Here is a 22,136-nt window from a genome sequence, read left to right on the forward strand (position 1 = left end):
TATCCAAGGCCCGGTACAATCCGGGTCTTGTCGTTTTTGTGTTTTGTAAGGGCTGCCATGACTGCTTCGTTCGTCCATTTACGTGTGCACACCGAGTTTTCGCTTGTCGACGGTCTGGTCCGGGTCAAACCCCTGATCAAGTCGGTTGCGGGGGCGGGCATGCCAGCAGTCGCCGTGACCGACCAGAGCAACATGTGTTCGTTGGTCAAGTTCTACAAGGCGGCAATGGGTGGCGGCATCAAGCCTATTTGCGGGGCTGATATCTGGATGGCCAGCGCCAGCGAAGACGGCCCGCTGACCCGTATGACCTTGTTGGCAATGAATGCCAAGGGCTATCGTAACCTTACCGAACTGGTTTCGCGCGGTTGGAGTGAGGGGCAAAGCAACGACCTGGTAATTATCCAGCGCGACTGGGTCAAGGCTGCCAACGAAGGCTTGATTGCCTTGTCGGGCTCCAAGGAAGGGGAAGTAGGCCTGGCATTGCTGGCCGGCGACCAACCACTGGCTGAATCCCTGCTCAAGGAGTGGATGTAGGTCTTTCCCGAGCGCTTTTACCTGGAAGTACAGCGCACCAACCGGATCAACGACGAAGAACACCTGCATGCAGCCGTGGCCCTGGCTGAACGTTTTGCTGCGCCCTTGGTTGCAACCAATGACGTACGCTTCATCAAGCAGGATGATTACGAAGCGCACGAAACGCGCGTGTGCATTGGCGAGGGCCGTCCGCTGGATGATCCACGCCGGTTGCGTTTGTATTCCGATCAGCAGTACCTGAAGTCGCCAGAAGAAATGGCGGAGTTGTTCAGCGATTTGCCCGAGGCGCTGCACAATACGATCGAGATCGCCAAGCGTTGTAATATCGAGGTGCAACTGGGCACCTATTTCCTGCCGAACTTCCCGATTCCTGACGGCATGACCATTGACGAGTACTTCCGTAAAGTCTCGTTTGATGGCCTTGATGAACGTCTGGAAGTGCTGCTGCCCAAGGACACGCCGGACTACGAGGCCAAGAAGCAGGTCTACGTCGATCGCCTCAATTTTGAATTGGATATTATTATTCAAATGGGGTTTCCCGGTTACTTCCTGATCGTTATGGACTTCATCAAGTGGGCCAAGAACAATGGCGTCCCGGTTGGTCCTGGTCGTGGGTCGGGCGCAGGCTCGCTGGTTGCCTATGTGCAGAAGATTACCGACCTTGATCCCCTGGCCTATGACTTGCTGTTCGAGCGATTCCTCAATCCCGAGCGGGTCTCGATGCCCGACTTCGACGTTGACTTCTGCATGGATGGTCGCGACCGGGTCATTGATTATGTAGCGCAAAAATACGGTCGAAACGCGGTTAGCCAGATCATCACCTTCGGCACCATGGCGGCCAAGGCGGTGGTGCGCGATGTCGCCCGTGCCCAGGGCAAGTCCTACGGCCTGGCGGATCGCCTGTCGAAGATGATTCCGTTTGAAGTCGGCATGACACTGGCCAAGGCATTCGAGATGGAGGAGCCATTGCGCGACTTCCTCAAGACTGACGAAGAAGCGGCCGAAATCTGGGAGATGTCGCTCAAGCTCGAGGGCATTTGCCGGGGCACCGGCAAGCACGCCGGTGGTGTGGTTATTGCGCCAACCAAGCTGACTGACTTTTCACCCATTGCCTGTGATGAGGAAGGCAATGGCCTGGTGACCCAGTTCGACAAGGATGATGTCGAGTCGGCGGGGCTGGTCAAGTTCGACTTCCTGGGGTTGCGTACGCTGACCATCATCAAGTGGGCGATGGAGACCATCAATCGCGAGCAGGCCAAGAAAGGCTTGCCCGAGTTGAATATCGATTTCATCCCGCTTGACGACAAAGCGACCTTTGCGATGCTGCAAAAGGCTGAAACCACAGCGGTGTTCCAGCTTGAATCTCGCGGCATGAAGGAGCTGATCAAAAAGCTCAAGCCCGATTGCCTTGAAGACATGATCGCACTCGTGGCGCTGTTCCGTCCGGGTCCGCTGCAATCCGGCATGGTGGATGACTTCATCAACCGCAAGCACGGGCGCGAACCGATTTCCTACCCGCATCAGGATTACCAGTACGCTGGCCTGCAACCCGTTCTGGCACCGACCTACGGGATTATCCTGTATCAGGAACAGGTTATGCAGATCGCGCAGGTCATGGCGGGCTACACCCTGGGTGGCGCGGACATGTTGCGCCGGGCCATGGGTAAGAAAAAGCCTGAAGAAATGGCCAAGCAGCGCGGGGGCTTTATTGAAGGCTGCGCCAATAACGGTATTGATGCGGACCTTGCAGGCAACATCTTTGACCTGGTGGAAAAGTTCGCCGGCTACGGTTTCAACAAGTCGCACTCGGCGGCCTACGGCCTGCTGTCTTACCAGACCGCTTGGCTCAAGGCGCACCATTCGGCCGCCTTCATGGCCGCCGTACTGTCGGCGGATATGCACAACACCGACAAGGTCGTCACCCTGATCGAAGAGTGTCGCAGCATGAAGCTGCGCATCGATGCGCCGGACGTCAACACCTCCGAGTTCAAGTTCACGGTCAACGACGAAGGTTGGATCGTCTACGGTCTTGGTGCCATCAAGGGCGTTGGTGAAGGCCCGGTTGAAGCCATTGTCGAGTCGCGGCGTGACGGTCCATTCAAGGACCTGTTCGATTTCTGTTCACGCGTCGATCTCAAGCGCATCAACAAGCGGACGCTGGAAGCCCTGGTGCGCAGCGGTGCACTGGATCGCCTCGGGCCGTATTTCCATGAGGAGATCAAGGCCTACCACGCCAACATCGACCGCAACCGCGCGGTGTTGCTGGCGGCAATGGAAGAGGCCGTGCAAGCGGCCGAGCAGACGGCTCGCAGCCATGACAGCGGGCACATGGACCTGTTCGGTGGCGTGTTTGCCGATGAGGAACAGGATGTCTACGCCAACCACCTCAAGGCCCGTGAGTTGTCGCTCAAGGAGCGCCTCAAGGGTGAAAAAGACACCTTGGGCTTGTATCTGACCGGCCACCCCATTGATGAGTATGAAGGAGAGGTGCGCCGCTTTGCCCGCCAGCGCATCATCGACCTCAAGCCCGCGCGTGATACGCAAACGGTTGCTGGCCTGATCGTCAACCTGCGGGTGATGAAGAACAAGAAAGGCGACAAGATGGGCTTTATCACCCTGGATGACCGTTCCGGGCGAATCGAAGCCTCGTTGTTTGCCGATGCATTTGCCAGCAATCAGGCATTGCTGCAAAGTGATGCACTGGTGGTTGTCGAAGGCGAGGTCAGCAATGATGACTTCTCCGGCGGGCTGCGCTTGCGTGCCAAACGGGTGATGAGCCTGGAAGAGGCGCGCACCGGCCTGGCCGATAGCCTGCGGCTCAGGATCGCCAGTGATGCATTGAAAGGCGACAAGCTGCGTTGGCTGGCGGATTTGTGCACGCGCCACCGAGGTGTTTGCCCTATCACCATGGATTACACCAGCACCGATGCCAAGGCGCTTTTGCAGTTTGGCGAAGGTTGGAGAATCAACCCGGCAGATAGCTTGATTCAAGCTTTGCGTGACCAGTTCGGGAAAGACAACGTCTTCCTGCACTACCGCTGATTTTTAGCGCTGGATTTCAGCCTTCGAATTAGACGGATAAATTATGGCCCTGAGTGGTCTGGGTACATGTGTTGTTAAAAATGACGATGCAGTGCACACACTCAGGTGTCGACCTTGATGCGCCAGATCCATTAATGTATGGCGCGAACGGATACAGCTCCCGGCCACTTGGCCGTCGACGCAAGACGGATGACTATGAACCCGAACTTTCTCGATTTCGAACAGCCGATCGCCGACCTGCAAGCCAAGATCGAAGAGCTTCGCCTGGTTGGTAACGACAACTCGTTGAATATCAATGACGAGATTGCTCGCCTGCAAGATAAAAGCAGCACCCTTACCGAAACCATCTTCGGTAACCTGAGCAGTTGGCAGGTGGCGCAGCTGGCGCGTCACCCGCGCCGTCCATACACCCTTGATTATCTCGGGCATATATTCACCGAGTTCGAGGAATTGCATGGCGATCGTCACTTCTCCGATGACGCAGCGCTGGTTGGCGGTGTAGCTCGCCTGGACGGTGAACCCGTCATGGTTATCGGTCATCAGAAAGGCCGTGAAGTCCGTGAAAAGGTGCGTCGCAACTTCGGTATGCCGCGTCCTGAAGGCTATCGTAAAGCCTGCCGCCTGATGGAAATGGCCGAACGCTTCAAGATGCCGATCGTGACCTTTATCGACACTCCGGGTGCATATCCAGGGATTGACGCTGAAGAGCGCGGTCAGAGTGAAGCCATCGCCTGGAACCTGCGGGTCATGGCGCGCCTGAAGACCCCAATCATCGCCACCGTTATCGGTGAAGGTGGTTCCGGCGGTGCCTTGGCCATTGGAGTGTGCGACCAGTTGAACATGCTGCAGTACTCGACCTACTCGGTCATCTCGCCAGAAGGTTGTGCCTCGATTCTGTGGAAAACGGCCGAGAAAGCGCCGGACGCGGCTGAAGCCATGGGCATCACCGCCGAGCGTCTCAAAGGCCTGGGGATTGTTGACCAGGTTATTGCCGAGCCTCTGGGCGGCGCTCACCGTGACCCGGCCGCTGCTGCTGAGTCCGTTCGCCAGGCGCTGGGCGCCCAGCTCAAGGAGCTGAAAAAGCACAGCACTGAAGAGCTGCTGGCGCGTCGTTATGAGCGCTTGATGAGTTACGGCATCGCTTAAACCGCTGCATGTGTAACAGGTAAGCCTCATGAGCTTGATTGCCAAGGTGCTGGAAAACATCGCTCCTTGGCGTAAGGCACCAGCCTGGCGAGTCGCGTTTTCTGGCGGTCTCCAGGCAACAGCCTGGCGAGTCGCGTTTTCTGGCGGTCTCGATTCCAGCGTACTGCTGCATATCCTGGCGACTCTCGCGCAACGCGAGGCTATACCGTCGCTTTTCGCGGTGCATATTCATCACGGTCTACAGCCTGCGGGTGATCTCTGGCCTGAGCATTGCCAGCAATTTTGCGATCAGCTGGGCGTCCCCCTGAGCGTGCTGCGGGTCAAGGTGGAGCCTGGCGCCAGTCTTGAACGTGCCGCCCGCGATGCGCGCTACAAGGCATTCACGGCGCAGCTCTGTGCTGGCGAGTTGCTGATGGTTGCCCAGCATGCTGATGATCAAGCCGAAACCCTGATGTTCAGATTGCTCCGTGGTGCCGGGGTGCGTGGTCTGGCCGCCATGCCGATCTGTCGCCCGCTGGGGCAGGGCCAGCTGTTACGGCCGCTACTCAACTGTTCCCGGGCCGAAGTGCACGACTACGCAAATCAACATGGCTTGCAGTGGGTTGAAGATCCCTCGAACAGCGATGAGCAGTTATCGCGTAATTATCTACGCCGACAGGTGCTGCCACTGCTGGCGCAGCGTTGGCCGCAGGTTGTTGCTCGCCTTAACCAGGCCAGCGAGCATATGCGTGAAGCGTCTGAGCTGCTCGATGTGTTGGCGGCTCAAGACCTTGCCGCAGCCCAGGAACCGGTCACTGACGGCTGGCTGAACTTGCCTAGCCTGGCCTTGGCCCCTTTGCGTCAGTTGACTGTGGCTCGTCAGCGCAATGCCCTGCGTTTCTGGTTGCGCCAGCTGACGCCGATGCCGGATACCGAGCATTGGCAAGGGTGGTGCGACCTGCGCGACGCGGCAATGGATGCCACGCCGGTCTGGCGATTGGCAGGCGGTGAAGTTCGCGGAGCCGATGAACGGTTGTGGTGGCTTAGTGGCCAATGGTTGCGCCAGCCCGAACCGGTTAATCTGCCGGTCGTGGCGGGGCAGTGGTTTGGGTTGCCCGGCAATGGCTCTGTACGTATCGAGGGGCCACTGCCTGCTGGCGATTGGGCTGTTGTCTATCGCCAGGGCGGCGAGGTCTTGAACCTGCCGGGACGCGGTCGCCGCGACCTCAAGCGCTTGCTCAATGAGCATGCCGTGGCGACATTTATTCGCAATCGATTGCCGTTGCTCATCTGTGATGGACAACTGATGGCCGTGGCCAACATGCCGCAACTCTGCGCCGTTCAAGGCGTGCAGTGGCATTTTGTATGGGATTTGCCGACGAGCGATCTGGGTTTGAGCTGAAAAGGGCTTTCGAGTAGACTACGCTCCCGTCTTAATAGTGCTTTTGCTGATTCCGTTTGCCAGTGGCAAAACGACTCGGTGAATGCGTTCTGGTTACTGCGATTTGGTAGCCGGTTGCTTTACATTTCCTTCGCTTTCCCCGGCGGCGCTGACCGCTTAAACGCTGATTTCTAGGATTTTTCATGACGCGCTACATTTTCGTCACGGGTGGTGTTGTTTCTTCTTTGGGGAAGGGCATCGCCTCGGCTTCACTGGCGGCTATCCTGGAGGCGCGGGGCCTGAAGGTCACGATGCTCAAGCTGGATCCCTACATCAACGTTGACCCGGGCACCATGAGCCCGTTCCAGCACGGTGAAGTGTTTGTCACCCATGACGGCGCTGAAACCGACCTGGATCTGGGGCACTACGAGCGGTTTATCCGCACCACCATGACCCAGAACAACAACTTCACCACCGGCCGCGTCTACGAAGACGTGCTGCGTCGTGAGCGTCGTGGCGATTACCTCGGTGCCACCATCCAGGTGATCCCGCATATCACTGACGAAATCAAGCGCCGTATCATCAAGGGCGCCGGTGACGCTGACGTGGCCATGGTTGAAATCGGTGGCACTGTTGGTGATATCGAGTCGCAACCTTTCCTTGAGGCCATCCGCCAGTTGCGCGTCGAAGTGGGCGCCAAGCGCGCCATGCTGATGCACCTGACGCTGGTGCCGTACATCGCCACCGCCGGTGAAACCAAGACCAAGCCTACCCAGCATTCGGTCAAGGAACTGCGTTCGATCGGCTTGCAGCCCGACGTGCTGGTTTGTCGCTCTGACCATCCGATTGATGTGTCTTCGCGTCGCAAGATCGCCCTGTTCACCAACGTCGAGGAGCGCGCGGTTATTTCGCTCGAAGACGTCGACACCATCTACAAGATTCCTTCTGTGCTGCACGCCCAGGGCCTTGACGATTTCGTCGTCGAGCGCTTTGGCCTGGATTGCGGCGGCGCTGATCTTTCCGAGTGGGACCGCGTGGTTGATGCCAAGCTGAACCCGGAAAAAGAAGTCAATATCGCCATGGTCGGTAAGTACATGGAACTGCTGGATGCCTATAAGTCGCTGATTGAAGCAATGAGTCATGCCGGCATCCAGAATCGCACCAAGGTCAACCTGCGCTATATCGACTCCGAGGATATCGAGAACCAGGGAACTTCGCTGCTTGAGGGCGTTGACGCCATTCTGGTGCCGGGCGGCTTTGGTCTGCGCGGCGTTGAAGGCAAGATCGAAGCGGTGCGCTATGCCCGCGAGAATAAGATTCCGTACCTGGGTATCTGCCTGGGCATGCAGGTCGCGGTTATCGAGTTCGCTCGTAACGTGCTTGGCTGGAAGGACGCCAACTCCACCGAGTTCGACTCTACCAGCGGCCACCCAGTGGTTGGCTTGATCACCGAATGGCAAGACGCTACCGGGGTTACCGAACAGCGTACCGAAGCCTCTGATTTGGGCGGTACCATGCGTCTCGGGGCCCAGGAATGCCAGTTGTTGAGCGGTTCCAACGTCTACGACTGCTACGGCAAGGATGTAATTGTCGAGCGTCATCGTCACCGTTACGAGGTCAACAACAACCTGCTGCCGAAGCTGACTGAAGCTGGCTTGAAGATCACCGGTCGTTCGGGTGATGGCGCCTTGGTTGAAGTGGTAGAAGCACCTGATCATCCATGGTTTGTCGCTTGCCAGTTCCACCCAGAATTCACTTCGACCCCGCGTGATGGCCATCCGCTGTTCAGTGGCTTTGTAACGGCTGCGCTGGCTCACAAAAGCAAAAAGGCTTAATGCATGACGCAGAAAATAGTGCGCGTAGGCAATATCGAGATCGCTAACGACAAGCCATTTGTGCTCTTTGGCGGCATCAATGTCATCGAGTCGCGCGACCTGGCGATGAAGGCCTGTGAAGAGTACGTGCGAGTTACCGAGAAACTCGGTATTCCCTACGTGTTCAAAGCAAGCTTCGACAAGGCCAACCGTTCTTCGGTGACTTCCTTCCGTGGTCCGGGCCTGGAAGAAGGCATGAAGGTCTTTGAAGAAATCAAAAAGACCTTCGGCGTACCTGTGATCACCGACGTGCACGAGCCGCACCAGGCACAGCCCGTTGCGGATGTATGCGACATTATCCAGTTGCCGGCATTTTTATCGCGCCAGACTGATCTGGTGGTGGCTATGGCCAAGACCGGCGCAATCATCAACATCAAGAAGGCCCAGTTTCTTGCTCCGCAAGAAATGCAGCATATCCTGGCCAAGTGTGTTGAAGCCGGTAATGACCAACTGATCCTGTGCGAGCGTGGCTCCTCCTTCGGTTACAACAACCTGGTGGTGGACATGCTTGGCTTTGGCATCATGAAGCAGTTCGAGTACCCGGTATTCTTCGACGTGACCCATGCCTTGCAGATGCCAGGTGGCCGTGCCGATTCTGCCGGTGGTCGCCGTGCACAGGTGACAGATTTGGCCAAGGCAGGCATGAGCCAGGGCCTGGCCGGGCTGTTCCTTGAGGCACACCCCGACCCAGACAACGCCAAGTGCGACGGTCCTTGTGCCTTGCGCCTGGACAAGCTGGAGCCGTTCCTGACCCAGCTCAAGCAGCTTGATGATCTGGTAAAGAGTTTTCCGCCGATTGAGACTGCCTAACAAGGCGCTTATCCGGTAGAGTGCAATCCGGGCATAAGCTGACCGGTTGGTCAGCTAAATTGCATCAGCTCACTCCGTGTTGGTTTGCTGGGCAAAACCAGGCCCGCGTTGCTTTCTAGGGAATTTCTAATCGCATTGCTGGTAACAAGGGTTACGCAACAATGCTGGAGATTCACTTTAGTTAATTTTTGGAGTGCTTAACGCAATGGCAAAGATTGTCGACATCAAAGGCCGTGAGGTTCTGGATTCACGTGGCAACCCAACTGTAGAAGCTGATGTGATCCTTGAAGGCGGTATCGTTGGTAGCGCATGTGCGCCATCGGGTGCCTCAACTGGTTCTCGCGAAGCGCTGGAACTGCGTGATGGCGACAAAAGCCGTTACTTGGGCAAGGGCGTATTGAAGGCTGTTGCCAATATCAACGGCCCAATCCGCGACCTGCTGTTGGGTAAGGATGCGATTGACCAGCAAGCCCTTGATCGCGCGATGATCGAGCTCGATGGTACTGAGAACAAGGCTTCACTGGGCGCCAATGCTGTCCTGGCCGTGTCGCTGGCTGCTGCTAAAGCCGCTGCTCAGGCCAAAGGTATTCCGCTCTACGCGCACATTGCCGACCTCAACGGCACGCCGGGCGTCTATTCGATGCCTGTGCCGATGATGAACATCATCAATGGTGGCGAGCACGCGGACAACAACGTTGATATCCAGGAGTTCATGGTCCAGCCAGTGGGCGCGAAAAACTTCGCCGAAGCACTGCGCATGGGCGCTGAAATCTTCCATCACCTCAAAGCGGTTCTCAAGGCGCGCGGCCTGAGCACTTCGGTGGGTGACGAGGGTGGTTTTGCACCTAACCTGGCCTCCAACGAAGACGCGCTGTCGGCGATCGCCGAGGCAGTTGCCAATGCTGGTTACACCCTGGGCGATGATGTCACCTTGGCCCTGGACTGCGCTTCGAGCGAGTTCTACAAGGACGGCAAATATGACCTGGCTGGGGAAGGCAAGGGATTTGACGCCGAAGGTTTTGCAGATTACCTGGCTGGCCTGTCCGAGCGCTATCCGATCATCTCCATCGAAGACGGTATGGACGAGTCCGACTGGGCTGGCTGGAAAGTGCTGACCGACAAGATCGGCAGCAAGGTCCAGTTGGTAGGTGACGACCTGTTCGTAACCAATACCAAGATCCTCAAGGAAGGCATCGACAAGGGCATCGGCAACTCGATCCTGATCAAGTTCAACCAGATCGGCTCGCTGACCGAGACGCTAGAAGCCATCCAGATGGCCAAAGCGGCTGGTTACACGGCGGTGATCTCGCACCGTAGCGGCGAAACCGAAGATTCAACCATTGCCGATCTGGCGGTGGGTACCTCGGCTGGCCAGATCAAGACCGGCTCGCTGTGCCGTTCGGACCGAGTATCCAAGTACAACCAATTGCTGCGTATCGAAGAGCAGTTGGGCGGGAAAGCAGCTTATCTTGGTATCGCAGAGTTCCGCGGTTAAGCATAAGCATGTTAAAAGGAGGGCGGCGAAAGTCGCCCTTTTTTTCGGACGGATTTTCTGGTTGTTATGCGTAAAGCCTATTGGTTGTTCCCGGTTCTGATTTTAATGCTGGCTGGTCTGCAGTATCGGCTTTGGGTCGGTGACGGCAGCTTGGCGCAGGTGACGGACTTGAAGCATCAGATTGCCAGTCAGCAGGGCGAGAATGAGCGCCTGCTTGAGCGCAATCGTGTGCTCGAGGCGGAAGTGCGCGAATTGAAAAAAGGCATGGAAACTGTCGAGGAGCGGGCACGCCACGAACTGGGCATGGTCAAAGATGGCGAGACGCTCTATCAACTGGCCGAATAACTGCGCGAAGACCTTGTCATGACCTTGCAAAAACTCCCTGCCTTCTGGGCAATCATCCCGGCTGCTGGTGTTGGCAGCCGTATGCGTGCCGATCGTCCCAAGCAATACCTGCCGCTGGCCGGTAAAACCATCCTTGAACACACCTTGGCGTGCTTTGTTGATCATCCACGGCTTAAAGGCCTGGTTATCAGTCTGGCCGAGGATGACCCGTTCTGGGCGCAATTGCCTTGTGCAAGTGACCCGCGTATCGAATTGGCCGTTGGCGGTGATGAGCGTGCCGAGTCGGTGCTCAATGCCTTGCTGCGTCTGGCAGAGTTGGGCGCAGAGGAACACGACTGGGTGCTGGTGCATGACGCCGCAAGACCCAACCTGGCTCGCGAAGACCTTGATCTCCTGCTCGCCGAGTTGGCTCATGACCCCGTGGGCGGCTTGCTGGCGGTGCCCGCGCGCGACACCTTGAAGCGTGCCAATGCCGAAGGGCGCGTCAAGGAAACGGTTGATCGCTCGGTAATCTGGCAGGCCTATACGCCGCAGATGTTTCGCCTGGGTTTTTTGCACCGGGCAATGGCTGAAGCGCTGGTCTCGGATGTGGCCATTACCGACGAGGCGTCGGCGGTCGAGTGGGCAGGGCAGGCACCGCGATTGATCGAGGGGCGCGCCGACAATATCAAGGTTACCCGCCAGGAAGACCTGAATAACCTGGCGCGCATCTGGCGTGATCGTCAGTAAGACGGGCAACGCGAAGTTCGTCGGCCAATACTGTGATTATGTTGCGAGCTGGAAAGGCGGACGCAGGACTGGCGTCCACCTTGTTACCTGGATGAGTGTTACCTGGATGAGTGGCTAGGCGACGCGGGTTTTACGCACGTTGCGGTCCAGCACCGTGCTCAGCTTGTCGATAGCGCCATCTATGGCCTGGTGCAGTGATTCGGCATTATGGGTGACCGAAATCGGGTCGCGCCCTTTCATTCTGGCTTCTATCTGGCAGCGCTTATCCTGAGTGCCGCTCTTGTGGGCATTCTCATCGCTCAGATGCGCTTCTATTCGAGTCAGGTGCTCTTCGAAACGTTTGATCTTGTGTTCGACACGACTGCGTACGTTGGTGACTAAGTCGAGTGAGGCTTCAATATGTTTGTCACTGTTGACCAGAACTTGCATAACCGTTTCCTCTGATTGATCAAGGCCAGGATAAGTGCCTTATAGCTACGACGATGCAGAGGTTAAAGCGGTTCCCGGGCAATCTGTGACATTCTGTCACTGAGCATATTCATGGCGTTTGGCCAGCCCATCTTTGAGGAAATCAACCAGTTGGCGGACCTTGGGGGAAAGGTGGCGCTGCTGTGGATAAAGCGCCCAGACTGCGGTGTTTGGAGGTTGATGGTTTTCCAGCAAGGAGATCAACGCACCACTGCGCAGATGTTCCAGCACGTAGTAGTCCGGCAACTGGCAAAGACCCAGGCCGCGTAGCGCTGCATCGAGCACGGCCTGGCCACTGTTGCAGCGCCAGTTACCCTGGACCCTTTGCGCGGTCTCGTGCTGGTTGATTTTAAAACTCCAGGTGTCGGAGCTGCCAATCAGGCAGTTGTGTCGGCTGAGTTCGGACAGGCTGTGGGGGCGTCCGTAGCGCATCAGGTAATCGGGGGCGGCGCACAGGTACATCTTGCGCGGAGCAAGTTTGGCCGCCACCAGGCTTGAGTCCTGTAGGCGGCCCAGTCGAATAGCCATGTCCAGGCTTTCATGGACCAGGTCAAGCTGACGATTGCTGAGCTCGATATCAACCCGCAGCTGTGGGTGACGGACCATGAATTCAGTCACCAGCGGGACGATAAAGCGTTCGCCATAGGCGACTGCACAGGTCATGCGCAGCAAGCCTTTGGGTTGGCTGTTGAGATCGCCGACCACGCGCAAGGCCTCTTCGCGGGCATCGAGCAAACGCTGGCAATGTTGCAGGAATGTTTGCCCAGCCTCGGTCAGGGTCACTTTGCGCGTGCTGCGGTAGAACAGCCGTGTCTGCAGGCGCTCCTCAAGCCGAGCGACCTGTCGGCTGACCTGCGAGGACGAGAGGCTGAGTCGGTCCGCCGCCGCGGTAAATTGCCCGCACTCGGCAACTGCCACAAATTCATCAATGCCTTCCCAGCTGTTCATGGCCGCACTCAGTTGGTGGGTGAGTATTCAGGTTGCTGGTCGAATTCTACCGAAAATCCACTGATTATCCCTGTATGGCAATAATGTTTTTCCATCTGATGGATTATTCCCAAATAAGCACTGATCTAAACTGGCTGCACTGAATTTATCTGCAGGAGAGCCTTCCATGATCAAGTCACGTGCTGCCGTAGCCTTTGCGCCAAACCAACCGCTGCAAATCGTCGAAGTCGATGTTGCGCCGCCCAAGGCTGGTGAAGTGTTGGTGCGTATTGTCGCCTCGGGTGTTTGCCATACCGATGCCTACACCCTGTCCGGCGAAGACTCCGAAGGCGTGTTTCCGTGCATTCTCGGGCATGAAGGCGGCGGTATTGTCGAAGCGGTTGGCGAGGGCGTGACATCGTTGGAAGTCGGCGATCATGTGATCCCGCTGTACACCGCCGAGTGCCGTGTATGTAAGTTCTGCACTTCAGGCAAGACCAACCTGTGCAGCTCGGTACGCGCTACCCAGGGCAAGGGCCTGATGCCTGATGGCACTTCGCGCTTCTCCTACAACGGCGAGCCTGTGTATCACTACATGGGCTGCTCGACTTTCTCTGAATACACGGTGTTGCCTGAAGTCTCGCTGGCCAAAATTCCCAAGGAAGCCCCGCTGGAAAAAGTCTGCCTGCTGGGTTGCGGTGTCACGACCGGCATTGGCGCGGTGCTCAACACCGCCAAAGTCGAGGAAGGCGCCACTGTTGCCATCTTCGGTCTGGGTGGTATCGGCCTGGGGGCGATTATCGGTGCGAAGATGGCCAAGGCTTCACGCATCATTGCCATCGACATCAATCCGGCCAAGTTCGATATCGCCCGCGAACTGGGGGCAACCGATTTCATCAACCCCAAAGACTTCGCCAAGCCGATCCAGGAAGTCATAGTCGAAATGACCGATGGCGGTGTGGATTACTCCTTTGAATGCGTCGGCAATGTTCAACTGATGCGTGCAGCCCTTGAGTGTGCGCACAAAGGTTGGGGTGAGTCGGTGATCATTGGTGTTGCCGGCGCTGGCCAGGAAATCTCGACCCGCCCATTCCAGTTGGTCACCGGTCGCGTCTGGCGTGGCTCGGCATTCGGTGGCGTCAAAGGTCGCACCGAGTTGCCAGGCTATGTGGAAAAGGCACAGAAGGGCGAGATCCCGCTGGATACCTTTATCACCCACAACATGCCGCTTGAAGACATCAATGAAGCCTTCAAGCTGATGCACGAAGGCAAAAGCATTCGCACAGTCATTAACTTCTAAAACGCTGTAAGACGGGGTGCGCGAGCTGGGGCGGCGCTGCAAGGCCGCCCTCTTGGCGCGTATTTCCAGCAGTTTTCCAAGCAAACACGCAGATCGCTACCGGTCAATATTGTTGAAGCGACCGCTAGCCCTCTGTTCAGGAGTGGATTGATGAGTCTGGAAAATATTTCCTGCCAGAAAAGCAGTGGTGGCTGGCACAAACGTTACCGCCACAGGTCGAGCACGCTCAACTGCGACATGACCTTCGCAGTTTATCTGCCACCCCAGGCCGAGCAGGGTGCGAAGTTGCCAGTGCTGTACTGGCTTTCGGGGCTGACCTGCACGGATGAAAACTTCATGCAGAAGGCCGGTGCGCACAAGGTGGCGGCCGAGCTTGGCTTGATTATCGTGGCGCCGGATACCAGTCCGCGTGGCGAGGGTGTGGCGGATGATCCGGATGGTGCATATGATTTCGGCCTGGGCGCCGGCTTCTACCTCAACGCAACACAGGAACCCTGGGCGCGTCACTACCGCATGCATGATTACGTGGTGCATGAACTGCCTGCCCTGATCGAGGCCAACTTCCCGGTCACTGACAGGCGTGGCATAAGCGGGCATTCCATGGGTGGTCATGGTGCTTTGGTCTGCGCGCTGCGTAATCCGGGGCGATATCAGTCTATGTCGGCATTCCCGCCCATCACCAATCCAATGAATTGCCCCTGGGGTGAAAAAGCCTTCAGTCGCTATCTGGGTGATGAGCGCTCACGCTGGCGTGAGTGGGACGCCTGCGCCTTGATGGCCGATGCCAGCGAGCGTCTGCCTATCCTGGTTGATCAGGGCGATCGCGACGACTTCCTGCTTGATCAGCTCAAGCCAGAAGCCCTGCAGGCCGCGGCGCAAGCGGTCGGACATCCGTTGGAGTTGCGTTTGCAACCGGGCTACGACCACAGCTACTACTTCATTGCCAGCTTTATTGATGATCACCTGCGTCATCATGCGGCTGCTTTTTCTGCAGCATCTTGAACGACGCTTTGCATGGGATCTGGCCTCTATGCAGCGCATAACGATGTCCAGCTTGGGGGCATAGCGTTGTAGAATCATGGCCTGATATTTATTGGGCCTGATTTTCATATGAGTAGCAGCATGCGTATTGGCCACGGCTTTGATGTGCACCGTTTTGGCGAGGGCGAGTTCATTACGCTCGGCGGTATCCAGATTCCTCATCGTTTTGGCCTTGTTGCCCATTCGGATGGTGATGTGCTTTTGCATGCCTTGGCGGATGCCTTGCTCGGCGCCCTGGCGCTGGGTGATATTGGCAAGCATTTCCCTGATACCGATCCAACCTTCAAAGGGGCCGCCAGCCGAATGTTGTTACGGCATGTGTACGCCTTGATCGCCGCCAAAGGCTGGCAGGTCGGCAATGTCGACTGCACAATTGTTGCCCAGGCACCGAAGATGGCGCCGCACATCGAAGCAATGCGTACCCTGATTGCTGCGGATCTTGAGGTTGATCTTGATCAGGTCAACGTCAAGGCCACCACCACCGAAAAACTCGGCTATACCGGTCGCGAAGAGGGTATTGCAGTGCATGCTGTGGCCCTGCTGGTTCGCCCATGAATGAATTCGAACTACTGGGCCCCAAGGCCCATGGCGCTGCATGCGGCACTGCGCTGCTCAAGGCCAGCGCCGAAGACTTCCAGGTCGAGGAAGTGCTCGATATTCCCTTGGCTGGTGATGGCGAGCACTTGTGGCTTTGGGTTGAAAAGCGTGGCCTCAACACCGAGGAGGCGGCCCGGCGTCTAGCCAAGGCCGCGGGTGTCCAGCTCAAGCTGGTGAGCTATGCCGGGCTCAAGGATCGCCAGGCGTTGACCCGCCAATGGTTCAGCCTGCATCTGCCGGGCAAGGCCAATCCGGACCTGAACGCAGCTGAAGATGCCAGCTTGAGCATCCTCAGGCAGGTGCGTCACCAGCGTAAACTGCAGCGTGGTGCCCATGCTGCCAATGGCTTTATTTTGCGCCTGACCCAGTTGAGCGCTGACCGTAAAGCCCTCGAGGCGCGTCTGCAGGCTGTGCGCGAGCAGGGCGTTCCGAATTATTTCGGCCTGCAGCGTTTCGGTTTCGATGGCGGCAACCTGTTTGATGCCCGCCAGTATGCCGAGCGCAAAGATCGTCCCGTGCAACGCAACCTCCGCTCACGGTTGCTATCGGCGGCACGCAGCTACTTGTTCAATCAGGTTTTGGCCGCGCGAGTGGAGGCGGGCAGTTGGAACAAGGCGCAGGTCGGTGACTTGCTGGCATTTACCGACAGCCGCAGTTTTTTCCCGGCGGGTGAAGCCGAGTGCAGTGATCCGCGGCTGGCCGCGCTTGATGTGCATCCCACCGGCCCGCTTTGGGGCCAGGGCGAACCGCCAACATCTGGGGCGGTCCAGGCACTCGAACAGGGTATCGGCCAAACCGAGAAAGACTTGGCCTGGTGGCTGGCAGAAGCGGACATGGCGCACGAACGTCGCATTCTGCGCCTCCCCATTGCAGGCCTTACGTGGCATTATCCCGAGTCTGACATTCTGCAACTGGAATTCGTCCTGCCGGCTGGATGCTTCGCTACCGTAGTGGTTCGCGAGCTTGTCGATCTATTGCCGACGGGGCATACGGACAACCCATGCGTATTCTAATTTCAAACGATGACGGGGTCATGGCGCCGGGCGTTGCCGCGCTACATGCCGCGTTAGCTGATTATGCCGACTGTACGGTGATAGCACCGGATCAGGACAAGAGCGGCGCCAGCAGTTCGCTGACCCTTGATCGTCCGCTGCATCCTTGCACGCTGGATAATGGCTATATCAGCATTAATGGCACGCCGACTGATTGCGTGCACCTGGGACTCAATGGGCTGCTGCCCGAAGTGCCTGACCTGGTCGTTTCCGGGATTAACCTGGGCGCCAATCTCGGTGACGATGTGCTTTATTCGGGGACAGTCGCCGCCGCACTTGAGGGGCGCTTCCTCTCGCGCCCGGCATTCGCCTTCTCCTTGCTGTCACGCAATGCTGATAATCTACCGACAGCTGCCTACTTCGCCCGCAAGCTGGTCGAAGCGCATGAACACCTCGATCTGCCACCGCGTACTGTGCTTAATGTGAATATCCCCAATTTACCTTTGGAGCATATTCGTGGCATTCAAGTGACTCGCCTTGGTCATCGCGGTCGTGCCGCGCCGCCCGTCAAGGCGATTAACCCACGCGGCAAGGTCGGTTACTGGATTGCAGTGGCTGGTGATGCCGAAGACGGTGGCCAGGGCACGGACTTCCATGCGGTGATGCAAGGCTATGTATCCATCACCCCATTACAATTCGATCGTACTTTTCAGGATGGCTTTAACAGCTTGCAACCATGGCTGGAGAGCTTAGTTTAATGAATCGCGAACAAGATGAAATGAACCGCCGTGGTATTGGCATGACCTCACAACGGACCCGTGAGCGACTTATCCAGCGTCTCTATGAAGAAGGCCTGTCCAACGCCCAGGTGTTGGAGGTTATTCGCCGTACGCCGCGCCACATGTTTGTCGATGAGGCATTTTCTCATCGCGCCTACGAAGACACTTCTTTGCCCATCGGCCACAACCAGACCATTTCGCAACCCTATATGGTTGCGCGCATGAGCGAGTTGCTGCTTGAAGCCGGCCCGTTGGATAAGGTACTGGAGATCGGCACCGGCTCGGGTTACCAGACTGCCGTGCTGGCGCAGCTGGTAGAGCGTGTATTTAGCGTTGAGCGCATCCAGGGGCTGCAAGATCGCGCCAAGGAGCGCTTGGTCGAACTGAATTTGCGCAATGTGGTCTTTCGCTGGGGGGACGGTTGGGAAGGTTGGTCAGCACTGGCACCTTATAACGGAATTATTGTCACAGCTGCAGCTTCAGAGGTGCCGCAGGCTCTTCTGGACCAGCTTGCGCTGGGTGGGCGACTGGTTATCCCGGTTGGCACCGGCGATGTGCAGCAACTGATGTTGATCATTCGTGATGAACAAGGTTATTCGCGGCACATTCTTGATGCGGTACGCTTTGTACCTTTGCTTAACGGACCACTGGCTTAGGGAGCCTCTGAAAAATTACTGCGCTCGATATTACCGCGTTAAAAACTGTTCAAGATGCTCATTTACAGCTCGTAAAGTCGAGCGCGACCCCGGTCACTTTTCACAGTTTTTGACTCGCTGGCGCTTGCTCTTCGGGCCAGCCTCTGGCTGTTACTCCCGTTGGTCGTTGCGCCTTGTCTTATCTTTGCTTGCTTGTTTTTTCAGAGGGATCACAGCATTTGCTTTGACGGGTTTATGAAAAAATATTTTTTGCTCTACGCCAAGGGTGTGGCCATGGGCGCTGCGGATGTTGTACCGGGCGTGTCGGGCGGCACCATTGCTTTTATCAGCGGTATATACGACGAGCTATTAAAGTCTATCTCCAGTATGCCGCGTGCCGGGCTGCTGGCAGTTCGTGGGCGCTTCGGCGAAGCCTGGGTGACCGCCAATGCAACATTCTTGCTGGTGCTCTTTGCTGGCATTCTTACCAGTGTCGTCAGCCTTGCCCGGTTGATTACCTATTTGCTGGAGCAGCATCCTATTCCGGTGTGGTCATTCTTCTTTGGCTTGGTGCTGGTGTCGGCGCACTTGGTTTCGCGAGAGATCAGTCGTTGGAACTGGACCCGTATCCTCAGTTTTGCCGTCGGCGCAGGTTTTGCCTACTGGATTACCGTCGCTTCGCCGGTGCACCTTGATACCGATCCGCTAAGCATATTCCTGGCGGGGGCTGTCGCCATTTGCGCGATGATTCTTCCTGGTATCTCGGGCAGTTTCATCTTGCTCCTGTTGGGGATGTACAGCTTTGTATTGGGCTCGGTAAAGGCCCTGGACATCACAGTCCTGGTGCTATTCGCCTCAGGCTGCGCTGTTGGCCTGGTGAGCTTTGCGGGTTTCCTGCGCTGGCTGCTTCGCTGCTACCGCGACCTGTCATTGGCTTTCCTGACAGGCTTGATGCTTGGCTCATTGAACAAGATATGGCCGTGGAAGGAGACATTGACCTGGTTTACCGACCGTCATGGACAACAGGTTCCCTTGTTGCAAGCTAATCTCCTGCCTGCGCGCTTTGCTGAAATTAGCGGCCAGGATCCGCAACTGTTACTGGCAATCGTCTTGGCCGTGCTTGGGGTGGCGCTTGTTCTGGGGCTGGAGTGGTTGGCAGGGCGTCAGCCGTTAAGTTCTGACCAAAATCAATAAATCCTGCACAATAGTGTCAGGCGCTAATAGCCAGTAAGGGAGAGACCGGTGAGTTTCGACGCCATTCAAGCGTGCATTCGCAATAGCAACACTCGATGCCTGTTGAGTGGTTTGGCTCTATCGTTGATCCTGTCTGGCTGTTCGAGTGCGCCTTCAGGCGGCGTTCAGGTCTTGGATCGCAACGGTAGGCCGGTGCCCATCACCTCAAAGCAACCTCATGTTACTAGCGGCCAGTACCTGGTCCGGCGTGGCGATACGCTGTATTCCATTGCCTTTCGTTTTGGCTGGGACTGGAAAGAACTGGCAGCTCGCAATGGTATCCCTGCACCTTATTTGCTGAGAGTCGGTCAGCCGATTCGTTTTGACGGCAAGAAACCCTCTTCTGTGGTGGCCAAGTCAAGCTCCTCTACACGTACCGTTCGTCCGACAACATCGAGCAGTACGGCCAAGCCAGTGGTCAAGAAGCCCCCTGTTACCGCCAAACCCGTGCAATCGGTGAGTGGCACATCATCTGGCTGGACGTGGCCTACCAAAGGTTTGGTTATCGGTCGATTTTCCTCAAACGGTAGTTTGAATAAAGGCATTGATATCGCCGGAGATTTGGGCCAGCCTGTTTTAGCTGCGTCTGATGGCTCAGTGGTTTACGCCGGAAGTGGTTTGCGGGGCTACGGCGAGTTGGTGATCATCAAGCATAGCAGTACCTACGTAAGCGCCTACGGACATAACCGCAGGCTCTTGGTGAAAGAGGGGCAAAAGGTCAAGGCAGGGCAAGCAATTGCTGAAATGGGTTCAACGGGCACTGACCGCGTGAAGCTACATTTTGAAATTCGCCGTCAGGGCAAGCCTGTAGATCCTTTGCAATTTTTGCCACGCCAGTAGCTTATTGTCGGCCTGTTTCCCCGTCGTAGGAGGGACGGGCCCGGGTGTCTCCAGGGAGAGGGTCGCACCGGGGCTTGCTGTCGAACTCAGCAAGGGATATTAAGAAATGGCTCTCACAAAAAAACTAGTGCCCGAGTTTGACGTAGACGACGATGTACTCCTAATGGAGTCAGATGTCGTCTTGGGGGATGGGGCAGATTTAAGTGTTGAGACGACGTCGCCAAAGCGTTCCAAGGCCAAGGCGAAAACAGTGGCACCCAAGCAACACAAGTACATTGATTACACGCGTGCACTAGATGCCACGCAGCTGTATCTGAATGAAATTGGCTTTTCTCCGCTCCTCAGTCCTGAGGAGGAAGTGTTTTTTGCCCGCCTGGCGCAAAAAGGCGATCCAGCTGGTCGCAAACGCATGATTGAAAGCAACTTGCGATTGGTTGTCAAAATCGCCAGGCGCTATGTCAATCGTGGCCTCTCATTGCTCGACTTGATTGAAGAAGGCAACCTCGGTTTGATTCGCGCCGTCGAGAAATTCGACCCAGAGCGTGGTTTCCGCTTCTCAACCTATGCGACCTGGTGGATTCGCCAGACCATCGAACGCGCAATCATGAACCAGACGCGTACGATTCGTCTTCCAATCCATGTGGTCAAAGAACTCAACGTCTACCTGCGCGCCGCGCGCGAGCTGACCCAAAAGCTCGATCACGAACCCTCCGCCGAAGAAATCGCCAACTTGCTCGACAAGCCCGTCAGTGAGGTCAAGCGCATGCTTGGGCTCAACGAACGGGTGTCCTCGGTAGACGTTTCACTGGGTTCTGACTCTGACAAAACCCTGCTTGATACCCTCACCGATGAGCGTCCGACTGATCCATGCGAACTGTTGCAGGATGACGACCTGTCGCAAAGCATTGATCAGTGGCTGTGCGAATTGACCGATAAGCAGCGCGAGGTTGTGGTCAGGCGGTTTGGTTTGCGTGGCCATGAGAATTGCACGCTGGAGGAGGTCGGTCAGGAGATCGGCCTTACTCGTGAACGCGTCAGGCAGATACAGGTTGAAGCGCTCAAACGCCTGCGTGAAATTCTTGAGAAAAATGGCTTGTCGAGTGACGCCTTGTTTCAGTGAGTTAAGTGGCTATGCAAAAGAACCGGCTCATGCCGGTTTTTTTGTATCAATGCTATGTAGGAGATCGCTTACGCCAGTGTAGGTTAATGCAGTCATTTGCCATGAGATTTGTAGGGGTATTGAGTGGGGTTTTTTATAACCTGTTGAATTGTAAGGGTTTTATTTTTTATACAAAGCGCTCATAGGCTGTTTGGATGATTTTTAGGCACTTTTGAAACGCTGAAAATCCCTTATTATCAAGCTGTGTTTAAGGATAAACACAGGTCGCCAGGGACTGTGACCAGGGACAATCGCGGGATGCGATTTCATCAGGATGATGAGTAGGAGACAAAGGGAATAGGGACAAAATGGGCGGGTCAAACCGCCCTTTTTTTTGCCTGCGATTTGTACCTTGTCTGTTCCCAAGCCAATAAAAAACCCGCCGAAGCGGGTCTTTTGCGGGCGGCAGAGACAGTCTTAGCGCTCTAGGTGCTCAAGCTTGTCTTTCACACCGTCCCATTCTTCAGCATCAGCGAGCGCTTCTTTCTTCTCGGTGATATTTGGCCAGACCTCGGCCAGATCAGCATTCAGCTCGATATATTCCTGCATGTCCTCAGGCACCTCATCTTCAGAGAAGATGGCTTGTGCTGGGCACTCTGGTTCACACAGAGCGCAGTCAATGCACTCGTCAGGGTGAATGACCAGGAAGTTCGGGCCTTCGTAGAAGCAGTCCACCGGACAGACTTCCACACAGTCGGTGTACTTGCACTTGATGCAATTGTCGGTGACGACGAAGGTCATTCTAATTCTCTCCTCAGGCTACGGCGCGAAACTGCCCTCATAAACAGTCTCTCGGCTCGAAAAAGCTCACTTCAGTACCAGGCTTTAGC

19 protein-coding genes and 1 pseudogene are annotated in these 22,136 nt (G+C 56.4%); 17 read left to right on the top strand and 3 right to left on the bottom strand.

Annotated elements, in window-relative coordinates; genetic code table 11:
* Positions 1–57: 57 nt before the first annotated feature.
* The 8 genes and pseudogenes from dnaE to ispD all read left to right on the top strand — a co-directional run bounded on the left by dnaE (position 58) and on the right by ispD (position 11,335).
* Positions 58–3,576: pseudogene (gene dnaE / locus PSES9_RS23350) on the top strand (DNA polymerase III subunit alpha).
* 195 nt (positions 3,577–3,771) lie between these two features.
* A complete protein-coding gene (gene accA, locus PSES9_RS0110740) occupies positions 3,772–4,722 on the top strand; it encodes an acetyl-CoA carboxylase carboxyl transferase subunit alpha (RefSeq protein WP_010486789.1) in 951 nt (316 codons plus the stop codon).
* 28 nt (positions 4,723–4,750) lie between these two features.
* A complete protein-coding gene (gene tilS, locus PSES9_RS0110745) occupies positions 4,751–6,103 on the top strand; it encodes a tRNA lysidine(34) synthetase TilS (RefSeq protein ID WP_010486791.1) in 1,353 nt (450 codons plus the stop codon).
* 182 nt (positions 6,104–6,285) lie between these two features.
* Entirely contained in the window at positions 6,286–7,917 is a 1,632-nt protein-coding gene (locus PSES9_RS0110750) for a CTP synthase (protein ID WP_010486793.1), read from the top strand.
* 3 nt (positions 7,918–7,920) lie between these two features.
* The gene (kdsA, locus tag PSES9_RS0110755; RefSeq protein ID WP_010486794.1) at positions 7,921–8,766 is read left to right on the top strand and encodes a 3-deoxy-8-phosphooctulonate synthase; all 846 of its coding nucleotides are present in this window, start codon (positions 7,921–7,923) and stop codon (positions 8,764–8,766) included.
* 205 nt (positions 8,767–8,971) lie between these two features.
* Entirely contained in the window at positions 8,972–10,261 is a 1,290-nt protein-coding gene (gene eno, locus PSES9_RS0110760; RefSeq protein WP_010486797.1) for a phosphopyruvate hydratase, read from the top strand.
* A gap of 66 nt (positions 10,262–10,327) precedes the next feature.
* On the top strand, positions 10,328–10,606 hold the full coding sequence (gene ftsB, locus PSES9_RS0110765; RefSeq protein ID WP_010486799.1) for a cell division protein FtsB: 279 nt from the start codon (positions 10,328–10,330) through the stop codon (positions 10,604–10,606).
* Between the two features lie 18 nt (positions 10,607–10,624).
* The gene (ispD, locus tag PSES9_RS0110770; protein WP_010486800.1) at positions 10,625–11,335 is read left to right on the top strand and encodes a 2-C-methyl-D-erythritol 4-phosphate cytidylyltransferase; all 711 of its coding nucleotides are present in this window, start codon (positions 10,625–10,627) and stop codon (positions 11,333–11,335) included.
* 114 nt (positions 11,336–11,449) lie between these two features.
* Here ispD and PSES9_RS0110775 read toward each other — a convergent pair whose 3' ends face one another.
* Positions 11,450–11,764: an HPF/RaiA family ribosome-associated protein gene (locus tag PSES9_RS0110775; protein ID WP_010486803.1), complete on the bottom strand. Its 315-nt coding sequence runs from the start codon at positions 11,762–11,764 to the stop codon at positions 11,450–11,452.
* 96 nt (positions 11,765–11,860) lie between these two features.
* Positions 11,861–12,751: a LysR substrate-binding domain-containing protein gene (locus PSES9_RS0110780; protein ID WP_010486805.1), complete on the bottom strand. Its 891-nt coding sequence runs from the start codon at positions 12,749–12,751 to the stop codon at positions 11,861–11,863.
* A gap of 166 nt (positions 12,752–12,917) precedes the next feature.
* Between PSES9_RS0110780 and PSES9_RS0110785 the strand changes: the two genes are divergently transcribed.
* The 9 genes from PSES9_RS0110785 to rpoS all read left to right on the top strand — a co-directional run bounded on the left by PSES9_RS0110785 (position 12,918) and on the right by rpoS (position 21,267).
* Complete coding sequence (locus tag PSES9_RS0110785; RefSeq protein WP_010486807.1) at positions 12,918–14,030, top strand: S-(hydroxymethyl)glutathione dehydrogenase/class III alcohol dehydrogenase; 1,113 nt, start codon at positions 12,918–12,920, stop codon at positions 14,028–14,030.
* Between the two features lie 150 nt (positions 14,031–14,180).
* Positions 14,181–15,032 carry an S-formylglutathione hydrolase gene (gene fghA / locus PSES9_RS0110790; RefSeq protein ID WP_010486809.1) on the top strand — a complete coding sequence of 284 codons (852 nt, stop codon included), beginning with the start codon at positions 14,181–14,183 and terminating at the stop codon, positions 15,030–15,032.
* Positions 15,033–15,152: 120 nt separating this feature from the next.
* Positions 15,153–15,626: a 2-C-methyl-D-erythritol 2,4-cyclodiphosphate synthase gene (ispF, locus tag PSES9_RS0110795; protein ID WP_010486811.1), complete on the top strand. Its 474-nt coding sequence runs from the start codon at positions 15,153–15,155 to the stop codon at positions 15,624–15,626.
* Positions 15,623–16,681 carry a tRNA pseudouridine(13) synthase TruD gene (gene truD / locus PSES9_RS0110800; RefSeq protein ID WP_010486813.1) on the top strand — a complete coding sequence of 353 codons (1,059 nt, stop codon included), beginning with the start codon at positions 15,623–15,625 and terminating at the stop codon, positions 16,679–16,681. Before ispF ends, truD begins: the two co-directional genes overlap by 4 nt.
* Positions 16,669–17,418, top strand: a complete 750-nt coding sequence (surE, locus tag PSES9_RS0110805; protein WP_029529493.1) for a 5'/3'-nucleotidase SurE — start codon at positions 16,669–16,671, stop codon at positions 17,416–17,418. The genes truD and surE overlap by 13 nt, the downstream gene beginning before the upstream one ends.
* Before the next feature lie 41 nt (positions 17,419–17,459).
* Complete coding sequence (locus tag PSES9_RS0110810) at positions 17,460–18,095, top strand: protein-L-isoaspartate(D-aspartate) O-methyltransferase (protein ID WP_176443170.1); 636 nt, start codon at positions 17,460–17,462, stop codon at positions 18,093–18,095.
* A 234-nt stretch (positions 18,096–18,329) separates the two neighbouring features.
* Positions 18,330–19,268 (top strand): DUF368 domain-containing protein, encoded by a 939-nt coding sequence (locus tag PSES9_RS0110815; protein ID WP_010486818.1) that lies wholly within the window; start codon positions 18,330–18,332, stop codon positions 19,266–19,268.
* Between the two features lie 48 nt (positions 19,269–19,316).
* Positions 19,317–20,147: a peptidoglycan DD-metalloendopeptidase family protein gene (locus PSES9_RS0110820; protein ID WP_010486820.1), complete on the top strand. Its 831-nt coding sequence runs from the start codon at positions 19,317–19,319 to the stop codon at positions 20,145–20,147.
* Positions 20,148–20,253: 106 nt separating this feature from the next.
* Entirely contained in the window at positions 20,254–21,267 is a 1,014-nt protein-coding gene (rpoS, locus tag PSES9_RS0110825; RefSeq protein ID WP_029529495.1) for an RNA polymerase sigma factor RpoS, read from the top strand.
* Positions 21,268–21,723: 456 nt separating this feature from the next.
* Here the strand turns inward: rpoS and fdxA are convergent, their stop codons facing one another.
* Entirely contained in the window at positions 21,724–22,047 is a 324-nt protein-coding gene (gene fdxA, locus PSES9_RS0110830; protein ID WP_010486824.1) for a ferredoxin FdxA, read from the bottom strand.
* Positions 22,048–22,136: the final 89 nt, after the last annotated feature.

Origin of the sequence: Pseudomonas sp. S9, from assembly GCF_000222125.1 — a bacterium.
In the GTDB taxonomy this organism is placed as follows: domain Bacteria; phylum Pseudomonadota; class Gammaproteobacteria; order Pseudomonadales; family Pseudomonadaceae; genus Aquipseudomonas; species Aquipseudomonas segetis.

Coding starts and splice junctions, on each gene's coding strand:
- accA (WP_010486789.1), top strand. CDS start 3,772: ATGAACCCGAACTTTCTCGATTTCGAACAGCCGATCGCCGACCTGCAA.
- tilS (WP_010486791.1), top strand. CDS start 4,751: ATGAGCTTGATTGCCAAGGTGCTGGAAAACATCGCTCCTTGGCGTAAG.
- PSES9_RS0110750 (WP_010486793.1), top strand. CDS start 6,286: ATGACGCGCTACATTTTCGTCACGGGTGGTGTTGTTTCTTCTTTGGGG.
- kdsA (WP_010486794.1), top strand. CDS start 7,921: ATGACGCAGAAAATAGTGCGCGTAGGCAATATCGAGATCGCTAACGAC.
- eno (WP_010486797.1), top strand. CDS start 8,972: ATGGCAAAGATTGTCGACATCAAAGGCCGTGAGGTTCTGGATTCACGT.
- ftsB (WP_010486799.1), top strand. CDS start 10,328: ATGCGTAAAGCCTATTGGTTGTTCCCGGTTCTGATTTTAATGCTGGCT.
- ispD (WP_010486800.1), top strand. CDS start 10,625: ATGACCTTGCAAAAACTCCCTGCCTTCTGGGCAATCATCCCGGCTGCT.
- PSES9_RS0110775 (WP_010486803.1), bottom strand. CDS start 11,764: ATGCAAGTTCTGGTCAACAGTGACAAACATATTGAAGCCTCACTCGAC.
- PSES9_RS0110780 (WP_010486805.1), bottom strand. CDS start 12,751: ATGAACAGCTGGGAAGGCATTGATGAATTTGTGGCAGTTGCCGAGTGC.
- PSES9_RS0110785 (WP_010486807.1), top strand. CDS start 12,918: ATGATCAAGTCACGTGCTGCCGTAGCCTTTGCGCCAAACCAACCGCTG.
- fghA (WP_010486809.1), top strand. CDS start 14,181: ATGAGTCTGGAAAATATTTCCTGCCAGAAAAGCAGTGGTGGCTGGCAC.
- ispF (WP_010486811.1), top strand. CDS start 15,153: ATGCGTATTGGCCACGGCTTTGATGTGCACCGTTTTGGCGAGGGCGAG.
- truD (WP_010486813.1), top strand. CDS start 15,623: ATGAATGAATTCGAACTACTGGGCCCCAAGGCCCATGGCGCTGCATGC.
- surE (WP_029529493.1), top strand. CDS start 16,669: ATGCGTATTCTAATTTCAAACGATGACGGGGTCATGGCGCCGGGCGTT.
- PSES9_RS0110810 (WP_176443170.1), top strand. CDS start 17,460: ATGACCTCACAACGGACCCGTGAGCGACTTATCCAGCGTCTCTATGAA.
- PSES9_RS0110815 (WP_010486818.1), top strand. CDS start 18,330: ATGAAAAAATATTTTTTGCTCTACGCCAAGGGTGTGGCCATGGGCGCT.
- rpoS (WP_029529495.1), top strand. CDS start 20,254: ATGGCTCTCACAAAAAAACTAGTGCCCGAGTTTGACGTAGACGACGAT.
- fdxA (WP_010486824.1), bottom strand. CDS start 22,047: ATGACCTTCGTCGTCACCGACAATTGCATCAAGTGCAAGTACACCGAC.